The sequence below is a fragment of the Gillisella terrae genome, from assembly GCF_004801395.1.
Lineage (GTDB): Bacteria > Pseudomonadota > Alphaproteobacteria > Rhizobiales > Rhizobiaceae > Allorhizobium > Allorhizobium terrae.
In genome coordinates this window covers 17,115-32,854 of the sequence record NZ_SSOA01000014.1, presented here as the reverse complement: position 1 = coordinate 32,854, position 15,740 = coordinate 17,115, and the positions used below count along the sequence as shown (strand labels likewise).

Genomic DNA, 15,740 nt, shown 5'->3' with positions numbered 1-15,740 from the left:
CAATGACAGATCCGGCACACCGGACAAGGGGTTTCATGGCAATCAAGGCAAGCATTTATCATCTCACCCATTATAAATACGACAACCCGGTGCGACTGGGGCCGCAGGTTATTCGGCTCAAGCCCGCCGCCCATTCGCGCACCAAGGTTCTCAGCCATTCCCTGAAAGTCACGCCTGAAAACCATTTTGTGAACCTGCAACAGGACCCTTACGGCAATTATCTGGCCCGGTTCGTGTTTCCCGATCTGGTGACCGAGTTCAAGATCGAGGTTGATCTCATCGCCGATATGACGGTCTACAACCCGTTTGACTTCTTCACCGAAGAAGAAGCCGTCACATGGCCGTTTTCCTATCCTGAAGATATTCGCGACGATCTGGCGATTTATATGAAGCCTGAGCCGGACAGCCCGGCCTTGAGCGCGTTTATGGACAGCCTCGACAAAACACCGGGCCAAGGCACGGTGGATATGATTGTCGGCATCAATGCGAAGCTGCAACAGCAGATCGGCTATGTCATTCGCATGGAACCCGGCGTGCAAACCCCAGAGGAAACACTGACCTCCGCCAAAGGCTCCTGCCGTGATACCAGCTGGCTTCTGGTGCAGGTTTTGCGCCGTCTGGGCATCGCCGCGCGCTTTGTGTCGGGCTATCTCATCCAGCTCAAGCCCGATTTGCAGGCGCTGGATGGCCCTTCCGGCACCGATGTCGATTTCACCGATCTGCACGCCTGGGCCGAAGCCTACATCCCCGGTGCAGGATGGATTGGCCTTGACCCCACCTCCGGGTTAATGACGGGTGAAAGCCATATTCCGCTGGCCGCAGCCCCGCATTATAAAAATGCAGCGCCGATTTCCGGTGGCTATTTTGGTGAAGCCAACACCGAATTCGACTTTGCCATGGAGGTAAAACGGGTCTCTGAGCATCCGCGCATCACCAAGCCTTTCTCTGATGAAAGCTGGGACGCCCTCAATGCGCTTGGCCTGAAGGTGGACGAGGAATTGGCGGCCCATGACGTGCGCCTGACCATGGGCGGTGAGCCGACGTTTGTGTCGATTGATGATTTCCAATCAGCGGAATGGAACACCGACGCCGTTGGCCCCACCAAGCGCGATAAAGCCGATCAGTTGATCCGCCGGTTGCGCGAAAAATTCGCCCCCGGTGGCTTTCTGCATTACGGTCAGGGCAAGTGGTATCCCGGCGAAAGCCTGCCGCGCTGGACGTTTTCGCTCTATTGGCGAAAAGACGGCAAGCCAATCTGGCATAATCCAGAGCTGATTGCGGCTGAGAGCAAGGACACCAAGGTGACCGCTGAGCAGGCGCAAGCGCTGCTGGCTGGCATCGCCAAAGAGCTGGAGATTGAGCCGGATATGCTGATCCCGGCCTATGAAGACCCGGCAGAATGGATCATCAAGGAAGGCAGCCTGCCGGAAAATGTCGATCCCTCCAATTCCAAGCTCGACAGCCCGGAAGAGCGCGCCCGGATTGCCAAAGTGTTTGAGCGCGGCCTGACCACCCCAACCGGCTATATCCTGCCCGTGCAGGCATGGAATGCGCGCGCAGGCGGCAAGCGTTGGGTGAGCGAACGCTGGCGCACGCGGCGCGGCAAGATTTTCCTCATTCCCGGCGACAGTCCCATTGGCTTTCGCATGCCGCTGGGCACGCTGCCTTATGTGCCGCCGTCGCAATATCCCTATATCCACATGGCAGACCCATCGCTGCCACGAGCACCTTTGCCAGATTATGGTGGCGAGAGCGACAAGCTGGGACGTGCTTTGTCTGAGGCGTCTCGCAAAGCGCCTGAAACACAGCAAGACCGCAATGAACAGACCATTGCCGGTTCCAAAGAAGATATTCGCGGGGCCGTTCGCACCGCCATGAGTGTCGAGCCACGCGATGGTCGGCTCTGCGTGTTCATGCCGCCTGTCGAGAAGATCGAAGACTATCTGGAACTGGTCGCGGCCGCTGAGACGGCAGCAAGAGAACTGGGCCTGCCCGTTCATATCGAGGGTTACGCACCCCCACAGGATGAGCGCATCAATGTCATCCGCGTTGCCCCCGATCCGGGCGTGATCGAGGTCAATATTCATCCGGCCGACAATTGGCAGGATTGTGTCAACACCACCAACATCATCTATGAAGAGGCCCGCCAGACCCGCTTGGGGGCCGATAAATTCATGATTGACGGTCGCCACACCGGCACCGGCGGCGGCAACCATGTGGTGGTGGGCGGTGCCAACCCCAATGACAGCCCGTTTTTGCGCCGCCCGGATCTGCTGAAAAGTCTGGTGCTGCATTGGCAGCGCCACCCTGCCCTGTCCTATCTGTTTTCCGGCATGTTCATTGGCCCGACCAGTCAGGCACCGCGCATTGATGAGGCCCGCCACGACAGTCTTTACGAGCTGGAAATTGCCATTGCCCAAATTCCCATGCCCGGTAATGGCACGCTGCCTCCATTGCCGTGGCTGGTGGATCGGCTTTTCCGCAATCTGCTCACTGATGTCACCGGCAACACCCACCGCTCGGAAATCTGCATCGACAAGCTGTTTTCGCCAGACGGTCCCACGGGTCGCCTTGGTCTGGTGGAATTTCGTGGCTTTGAAATGCCGCCCAATGCGCGCATGTCACTGGCCCAGCAATTGCTGATCCGGGCGATCATTGCCCGGTTCTGGAAAAATCCCGTGGGTGGCAATTTTGTGCGCTGGGGAACCGCGCTGCATGATCGCTTCATGCTGCCACATTATATCTGGCAGGATTTTCTCGAGGTGCTGGCTGATCTACGTGACCATGGTTTCGATTTGAAGCCGGAATGGTTTGCAGCCCAGCTGGAGTTTCGCTTTCCTTTCGTGGGCGAGGTCGAATATGCGCAATCAAAACTGGAGCTTCGTCAGGCGCTGGAGCCCTGGCATGTGATGGGTGAAGAAGGTGCCGTTGGCGGCACCGTGCGTTATGTGGACTCATCCGTTGAGCGTTTGCAGATCAAGCTTGAAACCGCAAACCCGGATCGTTTTGCAGTGGCATGCAATGGTCGTCGCATTCCGTTGAGCAAATCGGGCGTCAATGGCGTGGCGGTGGGCGGTGTGCGCTATAAAGCGTGGCAACCGGCATCCGGTTTGCATCCTATGCTTCCTGTAAACACACCGCTAACTTTCGACATATATGATATATGGACAGGGCGGTCTGTGGGCGGTTGTGTCTATCATGTGGCGCATCCGGGTGGTCGTAATTATGATACTTTCCCTGTGAATGGAAATGAAGCGGAGGCCAGACGGCTTGCACGTTTCGAGCCTTGGGGGCATACCACCGGATCTTATCCCCTTTGGCCAGAGACGGTTTCGCCAGAATTTCCGCACACATTGGACTTGCGGCGACCTCAAGGTATTTAAATGAGCAAGACACCCGCGATGGAGGTTAACGAGCGCCATCAGGACGCATCAGCCGCATCAGCCACAGTTGAAGCTTTGGCCGATGACTATCGGACCTTGCCCGGCGTTTCTGACGAAATGCTGGACAAGCACGGCAACATCCGGCCCGTGTGGCAAAATTTCGTCAACGCCATTCAGGCCATGGGCCCAGATGAGCTGCACGAGCGTTTCGCCCGCGCGGACCGTTACTTGCGCGATGCCGGGGTGTTTTATCGCGCCTATGGTTCGGCGGCCAGCAACACGGACCGGGCTTGGCCCTTCTCCCACATTCCGGTGCTGATTGCTGACGACGAATGGCAGGTGCTGACCAAAGGGCTGGTGCAGCGCGCCGAACTGCTGGAAAAAGTGGTTGCGGATATCTACAGCGAAAACCGTCTGGTGCAGGAGGGCTTCATCCCCCCTGCGCTGATTGCCGCCAACAGTGAATTTTTACGCCCGCTGGTCGGCGTCAAACCGGCTGGCGGCCATTATCTGCATTTCTGCTCGTTTGAAATCGGTCGTGGCCCGGATGGCAATTGGTGGGTGTTGGCAGACCGCACCCAGGCCCCTTCAGGCGCTGGTTTTGCGCTGGAAAACCGTGTGGCCACCACCCGCGCCTTTTCTGATCTTTATGCAGAAACCCACGTGCATCGGCTGGCATCGTTTTTCGGTGCCTTCCGCGATGCTTTGCAAGGGCACAAGCAAAGCCCGGAAGACCGCATTGCCGTGCTCTCGCCCGGCCCGGCCAATGAGACCTATTTTGAACACGCCTATATTGCCCGTTATCTCGGCATCATGTTGCTGGAGGGCGAAGACCTCACCGTGGTCAATGGCAAGGTCATGGTGCGCACGGTCGCAGGTCTCAAGCCGATTGGCGTGTTGTGGCGGCGCCTCGATGCCGCCTTTGCCGATCCGCTGGAGCTGAACCAGAACAGCCATATTGGTACGCCCGGCATGGTGCAGGCCCTGCGTGAAGGCTCTGTCAGCTTTGTCAATGCACTCGGCACCGGCATTTTGGAAACCCGGGCGTTGATGGCCTTTTTGCCAACCCTGTGTCGCCATCTTCTGGGTGAAGATCTGGCCATGCCGTCGATTGCCACATGGTGGTGCGGGCAAAAATCGGAACGCGATCATGTGGCCAGCAACATCGAGAAAATGGTGATTGGCCCGGCCTATTCGCGCCAGCCGTTTTTTGAAGACAATCATCAATCGGTGCTGGGCTCGACCTTGCGCTCCACCGCACAGCAATCCATTGCCTCTTGGCTTGCCAGCGATGGCGCGCAACTGGTGGGGCAAGAAGCTGTCACCCTGTCCACCACGCCGGTCATGGTAGATGGCAAGCTGCAACCACGGCCCATGAGCTTGCGCGTGTTTGCGGCCCGCACCAAGAATGGCTGGCAAATCATGCCCGGCGGCTTTGGCCGCATTGGCTCTGGCAAGGATGTGGCCGCCATTGCCATGCAATCGGGTGGTTCCGCTGCCGATGTCTGGATTGTCTCTGACAAGCCGGTGGAGCGCACCACGCTTTTACCGGATGCAGAGGAATTTACCCGCAATTTGCCGGGCAGCCTGCCCAGCCGCGCCGCCGACAATCTGTTTTGGCTCGGGCGCTATATTGAAAGGGCCGAAGGCGCATTGCGGATTTTGCGGGCATGGAACTCGCGCTTTGCCGAAACCGCCGATGCCGAACAACCGCTTTTGGCCTATGTGAGCGACTATCTGAAGGCGCTGGACATTGACACCATGGAGGGCGTGCCGGAAACGCTCTTAGCCAGCATCAACAGCGCCGTCTATTCGGCCAGCAATATCCGCGACCGCTTTTCGCCCGATGGCTGGTTGGCGCTGAATGATCTGTCGAAAACCGCCCGCCGCTTTGGCCTCAATGTCAAGCCGGGGGATGATGCCACCCATGCCATGACCATTTTGCTGCGCAAACTGGCAGGCTTTGCCGGTCTTGTGCATGAAAACATGTATCGCTTCACTGGCTGGCGCTTCCTCACCATTGGCCGCATGCTGGAGCGCGCCTTGCACATGACCCGCCTGCTGGGCCATCTGACCAGCGAGGACGCCCCCGACGGTGCACTGGATATGCTGTTGGAAATTGGCGATAACGTCATGACCCATCGCCGCCGCTATAACGTGAATACAGCCCATCTGACCGTGACCGACCTTCTGGCGCTGGACCCGCTCAACCCGCGCTCCATTCTCTTTCAGCTCAACGAAATTCTCAGTGAAGTGGTTGAATTGCCGAACGCCAAGACCAACGGGCAAATGTCGCATTTTTGCCGCGAGACCGTGCGGCTTCAGTCGCGGGTTGTGGTGATGACGCCGGACATGCTGACGCAAGAGGTTTACCACAGCCTTGAGCGCGAACTGGAATTGCTGTCGGACCTTTTGGCGCAAACCTATCTGGGATAGCAGATGCTTTATGATTTAACCCTGCATATGGGCTATATTTATGATGTTGCCGCCGCCGGTGGTCGCCATATCTTACGGATCATGCCGCTGTCCCTGCCCAACCGGCAGAGATTGGTGGCGGGGTCGGTTGTCATCGATCCGCAGCCAGAAGAACGCACCAGCTATACGGATTTTTTCGAACATCCCGCCATTACCTTTGCCTATCGCTCGCCGCATGAAAAGCTGGATATTCGCATGCAGGCGCGCATCCATGTGGAAGCGCCGCCGATGACCGCCGATTTGTCACCGCTTTTGCAAAGCCTTGGCGACGAACTTGCCGCGTATTGGTCACTGGAGCCAAACTCGCCGCACCATTACCTGGGAAAAAGCCCGCGCCTGCTGGACAGCTCGGACATTGCCGCCTATGCCCGTGAACATCTACACCCCAGCATGACCGTGCATCAGATTGCCAAAGCGCTCTGCGCCCGCCTTCACAAAGACTTCAAATATGATGCCAAGGCAACCACGGTTGACACTTCGCCCAATGAAGCCTTTGCGCTCAAAAAAGGCGTCTGTCAGGATTTTTCCCATATCATGATTGTCGCCTTGCGCAGTCTTGGCATTCCGGCAGGCTATGTCAGCGGCTTTTTGCGCACCATTCCACCGCCAGGAAAAGAGCGGCTGGCAGGCGCGGATGCCATGCATGCATGGGTGCGCGTCTGGTGCGGCAAAGCCATGGGCTGGATCGAGCTTGACCCGACCAACAATATCCCGGCGGGCAGCGACCATGTGGTGGTCGGCTATGGCCGCGATTATTCGGATGTTGCCCCGGTCATTGGCGTGTTGAAAGGTTACGGCAACCACTCAACCGTGCAGGCCGTGGATCTTATTCCGCTGCCGGGCACATAAACCGGCAGGGCTGCCGCGACATTTGTATTATCGTGAGATTAGATAAAATTTAAGCAGTTTCATTAGGTTGAAATCAACCGACGACAGTTAATCGTGATACCATGAGAGTTATCAGGAAAAGCCGGTTTTCTCTGACAACCGAAAATAAAGATACGCGACGATCGGGGTTGGATATCATGGCCATGTCGACATTTCGAAGCCGCCTCTTTTCGCTTTTGCGCGAAACATCGGGCAATTTCGGCATGATGACGGCGCTGTTGCTGCCGGTCAGTGTCGGGGTTGTTGGCCTCGGCCTTGATGCGACCAATATGATACAAAACAAGCGCGCCATGCAAAATGCCGTGGATGCCGCAGCCCTTGCCACCGCCACCGCCATGACCAACAACATGAGCAAGGATGCGGCTGACGCGATGGCGAAAAGCTATGTCCAGTCGCAACTGGCCAATTCCTTGAGCGATGCCACCACTGAGGCGGCAAACCTGACCGCCAGCACCAATATTTCGACCACAGACACGGGCAATGGCACCATTTATGACGTGGGCTTGACCAGCTCCTATACCATGCAAACCAACGCGCTTTCCCAGGCCTTTGGCTGGAAAACCGTGACGATTTCGGCCTATGGCAAGGCCGAGGCATCCACGGTTACCAGCTCGACAGGGCCAGAGGGGAACCCATTGTCGATGTATCTCGCGCTGGACCGCTCAGGCTCCATGAATGATGCAACGGACACCACCTATTCAACCACCTGCACAGATACCTACTGGACCTGGTTCGGTCCCGTTACAAACACCTATGCCTGCACGCAATATTATACAAAAATTCAATCGCTGAAATTGGCCGTACAAAGCCTTGCTGCCAAGCTGAACGCCAACGATCCAACCAACTCCTATGTGCGTATGGGCGCAGATTCCTACAACAGCGCGGCCGACGCGCAGCAAGCCATGGGATGGGGAACCGCGAAAGTGGTTTCCTATGTCAACGCCTTGCAGGCATCCGGTGGCACCGACGCAACGGGGGCATTGGCCGCGGCATATAGTGCCTTGAAAGCCTCGAACAAAACGGAGGCCAAAGCCCATAAGACCAGCGATTTCAAGCGATATGTCGTGTTTTTGACCGATGGTGAAATGACCGGAAACAGCAACACCTGGAATGCCACGATTGATTCGAATGTGCGCAACATGTGCAATCAGATCAAAGCAGATAAAATCGAGATTTTCACCGTGGCCTTCAATGCGCCCCCCAACGGTAAATCGCTGCTGAATTTTTGCGCCACCGATAGCAATCATTATTTTGAAGCGACCAACACCGCCAGCCTGGTCGCGGCTTTCACATCGATTGGCAAAACAACCACGAAGCCAACCACAACACGCCTGACAAATTAACACCCATCCAATTCAGGCCTGTTTTGGGCCAGACAACCGCGGATTAAAACCGTCCTCTCACTGATGCCATCTGGATTTCAAGACGCATCTCCTTGCGCCAAAATCTTCTCAACCAACAGTAATAGTTCATCTTTCGAAAATAGCCTGTTGCCACAACTCATCAAGGATGCATAAACTGCACTTCCTGGTGGTTTGCGCTGCACACTGTCCGGTCCTTGCGCCCTGCCCATTCATTCTCACCATGTGGCGAACGTTATGATCAAAAATCTTCCCAAGGCTGACCTCCCGCTTCCAGCACCGCGTGTTTCCAATCCTGAAACACTGGCCGCAGAGATTATCGAACGGCTCACCTATGGTATTGGCAAGGACGCCAAGGTTGCCCAGCCTCACGACTGGCTGACCGCCACAATTTTAGTGGTGCGTGACCGCATCATTGACCGCTGGATGGAATCCACCCGCGAGACCTATGCCACCAACGCCAAGCGGGTCTATTATCTATCGCTGGAATTTCTGATTGGCCGCCTGATGCGCGATGCCATGAGCAACCTCGGCCTGATGGACGAAATCCGCGAAGCGCTCGGCTCGCTGGGTGTTGATATGGCCGTCATCGCTGGCCTTGAGCCTGATGCCGCCCTTGGCAATGGTGGCCTTGGCCGCCTCGCCGCCTGCTTCATGGAAAGCATGGCAACGGTGAATATTCCGGCCTATGGTTATGGTATTCGCTATGTGCATGGTCTTTTCCGCCAGCAGATGGCCGATGGCTGGCAGGTCGAACTGCCCGAAACATGGCTGGCCCACGGCAATCCGTGGGAGTTTGAGCGCCGCGAAAGCGCCTATGAAATCGGCTTTGGCGGTGGCGTGGAAACCATTAACACCGGCACGGACGACATCCGCCATGTGTGGAAGCCCAGCGAGCGCGTGATTGCCATGGCGTTTGATACCCCCATCGTCGGCTGGCGCGGCGCGCGCATCAACACGCTGCGTCTGTGGTCGGCCCAGCCGATTGATCCGATCCTGCTCGACGCGTTCAACGCTGGCGACCACATTGGCGCGCTGCGCGAAAGCAATCGGGCTGAAAGCCTGACCCGCGTTCTCTATCCCGCTGATGCCACGCCGGCCGGGCAGGAATTGCGTCTGCGGCAGGAATATTTCTTCTGCTCGGCATCCCTGCAAGACATTGTGCGCCGCCATCTGCAACAGGGCAATGCACTGACCGATCTGCCGCAAAAGGTCGCTATTCAGCTCAACGATACCCACCCTGCGGTGTCGGTTGCCGAATTGATGCGCCAGCTTTGCGATATTCACGGTCTGGATTTTGACACGGCTTGGGAGATCACCAAGGGTACATTCTCCTATACCAACCATACGTTGCTGCCGGAAGCTCTGGAAAGCTGGCCGGTACCGCTGTTTGAGCGGCTTTTGCCCCGCCATATGCAGCTGGTCTATGCGATCAATGCCAAATGTCTGGTAGAAGCGCGCAAGGAGAAAAATTTCAATGATCAGGAAATCTCCAGCATTTCGCTGATTGATGAAAATGGCGACCGGCGTGTGCGCATGGGCAATCTGGCCTTCATGGGCTCCCATTCCATCAATGGCGTGTCTGCGCTGCACACCGAGCTGATGAAGGAAACGGTGTTTGCCAATCTGCACAAGCTCTATCCCGACCGGATCAACAACAAGACCAATGGCATTACCCCGCGCCGCTGGCTGATGCAGTGCAATCCCGGCCTCACCTCGCTGATCCGTGAAGCGATTGGCGATGACTTTCTGGATGATGCCGAAAAGCTGACGGCCCTTGATGCCTTTGCCCACGACAGCGCGTTTCAGGAAAAGTTCGCTAGCATCAAACGGGCCAACAAACAGCAATTGTCCAATCTGGTGGCCAGCCGCATGGGCATTCGGCTTGATCCATCGGCGATGTTCGACATTCAGATCAAGCGTATTCATGAATATAAGCGTCAGCTTCTCAACATCATTGAGACTGTGGCGCTTTACGATCAGATTCGCTCCCATCCCGAGCGCGACTGGGTGCCGCGGGTCAAGCTGTTCGCAGGCAAGGCAGCGCCGAGCTATCACAATGCGAAATTGATCATCAAACTGGCCAATGATGTGGCCCGCGTGATCAATAACGACCCATCGGTGCGCGGCTTGCTCAAAGTGGTGTTCGTGCCCAATTACAATGTCTCGCTGGCCGAGGTCATGGTGCCTGCCGCCGACCTGTCCGAGCAGATCTCGACCGCGGGCATGGAAGCGTCTGGCACCGGCAATATGAAATTTGCCCTCAACGGCGCGTTGACCATCGGCACGCTGGACGGGGCCAATGTCGAAATGCGCGACCATGTTGGCGCTGACAACATCTTCATCTTTGGCATGACCGCCGAAGAGGTGGGCAAGGTGCGCAGCGATGGCCACAATCCCCGCGCCATTATCGAGCATTCGCGCGAACTGTCGCAGGCGCTATCTGCCATTGCCTCCGGGGTCTTTTCGCCGGATGATCGCGGTCGTTTCCAGGAGCTGGTGGATGGGCTTTATTCCCACGACTGGTTCATGGTTGCCGCCGACTTCGATGCCTATGCCAGCGCGCAACGCACCGTGGATGAGGTCTGGCTGGACCGCAGCACATGGAACGCCAAAACCATCTACAACACCGCTCGCATGGGCTGGTTCTCTTCTGATCGGACAATCAAGCAATATACGGCCGACATCTGGAGAGCCTGATGAAGAAACCAAGCAAGCAGGCCGAAAAATCAACGGAGCCTATGGCTCCAGCCCCTGCTGTTGTTGATGCCATTCTATCGGGCCAGCACACCGATCCTTTTGCCGTGCTGGGCGTGCATAACAGCAAAGACGGCTTTGTTGCCCGCTGTTTCATTCCCGGTGCCGAAACCATCACGGCCATGGCGCTGGACGGCACTATGCTGGGGGATTTGAACTGCCTCCATCCGGATGGCTTTTTTGCGGGCATCGTTGCTGTCAAAGCCATTCAGCCATTGCGCTACCGCGCCACGCGCGGCGATGTGGAATGGTCGGTCACCGACCCCTATAGCTTTGGCCCGGTGCTGGGGCCGATGGATGATTATTTTGTGCGCGAAGGCTCGCACCTGCGCCTGTTTGACAAGATGGGTGCCCACCCCCTCCACCATCAGGGGGCGGATGGCTTTCATTTTGCGGTCTGGGCACCCAATGCCAAGCGGGTGTCTGTGGTGGGCGATTTCAACGAATGGGATGGCCGCCGCCATGTGATGCGGCTGCGGCGCGACACCGGCATCTGGGAGATTTTTGCGCCCGATATACGGGCAGGCAGCGCCTATAAATTCGAAATCCTCGGCATTTATGGCGATGTTTTACCCCTCAAAGCCGATCCCTTTGCCAGGCGCAGCGAATTGCGCCCGCAAACGGCCTCGATCACCACCGGCGAACTTGAGCAGGACTGGGATGACGCAGACCATATCAAGCATTGGGCAAGCGTGGACAAGCGCCGCCAGCCGATGTCGATCTATGAGGTCCATGCCGGGTCATGGCAATTGCGCGACGATGGCTCGTTTCTCACCTGGGATGAAATGGCCGAACGGCTGATCCCCTATTGCGTTGATATGGGCTTTACACATATCGAGTTTCTGCCCATCAGCGAGCACCCTTATGATCCGTCATGGGGCTATCAGACCACCGGGCTTTATGCTCCCACCGCACGCTTTGGCGAGCCGGAAGGTTTTGCCCGTTTCGTCAACGGCTGCCACAAGGTGGGCATTGGCGTGTTGCTGGATTGGGTTCCCGCCCATTTCCCCACCGACGCCCACGGCCTTCGCCAGTTTGACGGCACCGCTCTCTATGAGCATGAAGACCCGCGTCAGGGCTTTCACCCCGACTGGAACACGGCGATCTATAATTTTGGCCGCTCCGAGGTTTTGTCCTATCTGACCAACAATGCGCTCTATTGGGGCGAGAAATTCCACCTCGACGGCTTGCGGGTCGATGCGGTGGCCTCGATGCTTTATCTCGATTATTCGCGAAAAGACGGCGAGTGGATTCCCAACGAATATGGCGGGCGCGAAAATCTGGAATCGGTGCGCTTTTTGCAAAAAATGAACCAGCAGGTTTATGCAGCCCATCCGCAGATGATGACCATTGCCGAGGAAAGCACATCCTGGCCAAAAGTGTCGCAGCCGGTGCATGAGGGTGGTTTGGGCTTCGGCTTCAAATGGAACATGGGTTTCATGCATGACACGCTTAGCTTTTTTGCCCGTGATCCGGTCCATCGCAAATTTCATCATCAGGAAATCACCTTCGGCCTGCTCTATGCGTTCAGCGAAAATTTCGTGCTGCCGATTTCCCATGATGAAGTGGTGCATGGCAAAGGCTCGATGATTGCCAAAATGCCCGGTGATGACTGGCAGAAATTTGCGAACCTTCGCGCTTATTATGCGTTTATGTGGGGTTATCCCGGCAAGAAACTGCTGTTTATGGGGCAGGAATTTGCCCAATGGAGTGAATGGAGCGAAAAGCGCGCGCTGGACTGGAACCTGCTGCAATATCCTCTACATGAAGGTATGCGCCGGCTGGTGCGCGATCTGAACCTGACCTATCGCAACAAGCCAACGCTGCATGCCCGAGACTGCGAAGGAGAAGGTTTTGAATGGTTGATCAGCGATGATGTCGAGCAATCGGTGTTTGCGTGGCTGCGCAAGGCACCCGATTGCAAGCCCATTGCAGTGATCGCAAACCTGACCCCCGTTTATCATGAGCATTATACTGTTCCGCTGCCGGTTGCTGGCCGTTGGCGGGAAATTTTGAATACGGATGCTGAAATCTACGGCGGCAGCGGCAAGGGGAATGGCGGTCGGGTGGAGGCGGTGCCTCAAGGCCACGACTGGGCGGCAGCAAGCCTGTCTTTACCGCCATTGGCCGTGATTATGCTGGAGCTGGAATCTTAATGCGGGAGGGCATTTTATGACAACGAAGAGAGTTCAACCCTTGGCGCGCGATGCTATGGCCTATGTGCTGGCAGGAGGACGAGGAAGCCGCCTGAAAGAACTGACGGACCGCCGCGCCAAACCCGCAGTCTATTTTGGCGGTAAAGCCCGTATCATTGATTTTGCCCTGTCCAATGCCATCAATTCGGGCATCCGCCGCATTGGGGTTGCCACCCAGTATAAAGCCCACTCCCTGATCCGCCATTTGCAGCGCGGCTGGGATTTCTTGCGGCCCGAGCGCAACGAGAGCTTCGATATTCTTCCCGCCAGCCAGCGCGTATCAGAAACACAATGGTATGAAGGCACAGCCGATGCGGTGTTTCAGAATATTGATATTATCGAATCCTACGCGCCGGAATATATGGTCATTCTGGCTGGCGACCACATCTATAAAATGGACTATGAGCTGATGCTTCAGCAGCATGTCGACAGTGGCGCAGATGTCACCGTTGGCTGCATGGAGGTTCCACGGCTTGAAGCGACCGGCTTTGGCGTCATGCATGTGGACGAGAAAGACAATATCGTCGCCTTTGTCGAAAAGCCCGCCGATCCGCCGGGTATTCCGGGCAATGAAAGCATGGCGCTGGCCTCCATGGGCATTTATGTCTTCCACACCAAATTCCTGATGGATGCCTTGCGCTGCGATGCCGCCGACCCCAATTCCAGCCGCGATTTTGGCAAGGACATCATTCCTTATATCGTCGAGCACGGCAAAGCGGTGGCGCATCGGTTTGCCAGTTCCTGCGTGCGCTCCGATTTTGAACGAAACCCCTATTGGCGCGATGTCGGCACCATTGATGCCTATTGGCAAGCCAATGTCGATCTCACAGACATCGTGCCGGAGCTGGATATTTACGACAAGACCTGGCCGATCTGGACTTACGCTGAGATCAACCCGCCCGCAAAATTCGTCCATGATGATGAGGGTCGTCGCGGTTCGGCAATTTCATCGCTGGTGTCGGGCGATTGCATCATTTCCGGCTCAGCGCTGTATAAAAGCCTGTTGTTTACCGGTGTGCGGGCCAATTCCTACTCGCGGCTCGAAGGAGCGGTGATTTTGCCACGCGTCACTGTGGGTCGTCATGCCCGTCTGACCAATGTGGTGATCGACCATGGCGTGGTCATCCCTGAGGGGCTGATTGTCGGTGAAGACCCTGAAATGGATGCCAAACGCTTCCGCCGTTCTGAAAATGGGATCTGCCTCATCACCCAGGCGATGATCGACAAGCTGGATCTGTAATCAGATGAATGTTTTATCCGTCACCTCGGAAGTCTATCCGCTCATTAAAACCGGTGGTCTTGCCGATGTGGCGGGTGCACTGCCGCTGGCGCTTGATGCGCTGGGCATCAATACCCGCACCCTGCTGCCCGGCTATCCGGCAGTGATGGACAAAATCGGGCCTGCCAATCCTCTGATGCATTTTCCAGATCTTTTGGGAGAGGCAGCGACCCTTCTGGCCGCCACCTATGAAGGGCTGGATCTTCTGGTTCTGGACGCGCCAAGTCTTTACCAAAGAGCCGGTGGCCCCTATCTGGACCCCACAGGCCAGGACTATGCCGACAATTGGAAACGGTTTGCGGTGTTATCCATGGCTGGTGCTGAGATTGCTCAAGGAGCGCTCAATGATTGGCAACCGGATCTGGTACATGTGCATGACTGGCAGGCGGCCCTTGTGCCGGTGTTTATGCGCTATAGCGAAAAGCCTGAAATCCCCAGCCTTTTGACCATTCACAACATTGCTTTTCAGGGGCAGTTTCCTGCCAATATCTTGCCAGAGCTTCAACTTCCCGGCCATGCCTATTGGGAAGCGCTCGAATATCATGGCACGGTATCTTACCTGAAGGGGGCCATTGTCACGGCCCACGCCATCAGCACCGTCAGCCCATCCTATGCCGAGGAAATTCTCGAACCAGCCTATGGTATGGGATTGGAAGGCGTGGTGGCCAGCCGCGCCGACAGCCTGCACGGGATTGTCAATGGAATCGATATTGAAGCATGGAATCCAGCCAAAGACGCGCTCATCGCCGCATCTTACGGCGTGACAACGCTGAAAAAACGCAGCCTCAACCGGGACTCGCTTTCAAAACATTTTGGCCTCGATCAGGATAATTCGCCGATTTTCTGTGTGATCTCGCGCCTGACCTGGCAAAAAGGCATGGATGTTCTGGCCGAGATCATTGACGATCTGGTGGCAGAAGGCGGCAAGCTTGTGGTTCTCGGCTCTGGCGAGCCGGGGCTGGAATGGGCCTTGAAAACGGCGGCAAATCGCCATCCTGGCCGGGTGGGCGTGCAATTGGGCTATAATGAGCCGCTGTCTCACCTGATGCAGGCGGGCAGTGATGCGATTATCATTCCATCGCGTTTTGAACCTTGCGGCTTGACCCAGCTTTATGGCTTGCGCTACGGCTGCGTGCCTGTTGTTGCGCGAACCGGTGGTTTGAACGACACGATCATTGACGCCAACACGGCAGCGCTTGCCGCCAAGGTGGCAACGGGCATACAATTCGCAGCGGTGACTGCGGACGGATTAAAGCAGGCTGTGCGTCGCACAATTCGTCTGTTCAACGACACAAAAACATGGAATCAGATCCAGAAGCAGGGCATGAAAGCAGACGTATCATGGGAAGCAAGCGCACAGGCTTACGTCCATCTTTATCATCGCCTCCTCGGAAAAGGCTGA

The 15,740-nt window shown here is 56.5% G+C and carries 8 protein-coding genes; all 8 read left to right on the top strand.

What is annotated here, in order from left to right; translation table 11 throughout:
* The first annotated feature begins 35 nt into the window (after positions 1 to 35).
* Entirely contained in the window at positions 36 to 3,383 is a 3,348-nt protein-coding gene (locus E6C51_RS18445) for a transglutaminase family protein (protein ID WP_190237083.1), read from the top strand.
* Complete coding sequence (locus tag E6C51_RS18440; RefSeq protein WP_190237082.1) at positions 3,384 to 5,819, top strand: circularly permuted type 2 ATP-grasp protein; 2,436 nt, start codon at positions 3,384 to 3,386, stop codon at positions 5,817 to 5,819.
* A gap of 3 nt (positions 5,820 to 5,822) precedes the next feature.
* Positions 5,823 to 6,707, top strand: coding sequence for a transglutaminase family protein (locus E6C51_RS18435; RefSeq protein WP_190237081.1), 885 nt, complete (start codon positions 5,823 to 5,825; stop codon positions 6,705 to 6,707).
* Between the two features lie 182 nt (positions 6,708 to 6,889).
* Positions 6,890 to 8,089 (top strand): VWA domain-containing protein, encoded by a 1,200-nt coding sequence (locus E6C51_RS18430; protein ID WP_190237080.1) that lies wholly within the window; start codon positions 6,890 to 6,892, stop codon positions 8,087 to 8,089.
* A 255-nt stretch (positions 8,090 to 8,344) separates the two neighbouring features.
* Positions 8,345 to 10,807, top strand: a complete 2,463-nt coding sequence (locus E6C51_RS18425; protein ID WP_190237079.1) for a glycogen/starch/alpha-glucan phosphorylase — start codon at positions 8,345 to 8,347, stop codon at positions 10,805 to 10,807.
* On the top strand, positions 10,807 to 13,020 hold the full coding sequence (gene glgB / locus E6C51_RS18420) for a 1,4-alpha-glucan branching protein GlgB (protein ID WP_190237078.1): 2,214 nt from the start codon (positions 10,807 to 10,809) through the stop codon (positions 13,018 to 13,020). The genes E6C51_RS18425 and glgB overlap by 1 nt, the downstream gene beginning before the upstream one ends.
* Positions 13,021 to 13,036: 16 nt before the next feature.
* Entirely contained in the window at positions 13,037 to 14,299 is a 1,263-nt protein-coding gene (gene glgC, locus E6C51_RS18415; RefSeq protein ID WP_190237077.1) for a glucose-1-phosphate adenylyltransferase, read from the top strand.
* Positions 14,300 to 14,303: 4 nt separating this feature from the next.
* Positions 14,304 to 15,740, top strand: a complete 1,437-nt coding sequence (gene glgA / locus E6C51_RS18410; RefSeq protein ID WP_190237076.1) for a glycogen synthase GlgA — start codon at positions 14,304 to 14,306, stop codon at positions 15,738 to 15,740.

Coding starts and splice junctions, on each gene's coding strand:
- glgB (WP_190237078.1), top strand. CDS start 10,807: ATGAAGAAACCAAGCAAGCAGGCCGAAAAATCAACGGAGCCTATGGCT.
- E6C51_RS18430 (WP_190237080.1), top strand. CDS start 6,890: ATGTCGACATTTCGAAGCCGCCTCTTTTCGCTTTTGCGCGAAACATCG.
- glgC (WP_190237077.1), top strand. CDS start 13,037: ATGACAACGAAGAGAGTTCAACCCTTGGCGCGCGATGCTATGGCCTAT.
- E6C51_RS18425 (WP_190237079.1), top strand. CDS start 8,345: ATGATCAAAAATCTTCCCAAGGCTGACCTCCCGCTTCCAGCACCGCGT.
- glgA (WP_190237076.1), top strand. CDS start 14,304: ATGAATGTTTTATCCGTCACCTCGGAAGTCTATCCGCTCATTAAAACC.
- E6C51_RS18440 (WP_190237082.1), top strand. CDS start 3,384: ATGAGCAAGACACCCGCGATGGAGGTTAACGAGCGCCATCAGGACGCA.
- E6C51_RS18435 (WP_190237081.1), top strand. CDS start 5,823: ATGCTTTATGATTTAACCCTGCATATGGGCTATATTTATGATGTTGCC.
- E6C51_RS18445 (WP_190237083.1), top strand. CDS start 36: ATGGCAATCAAGGCAAGCATTTATCATCTCACCCATTATAAATACGAC.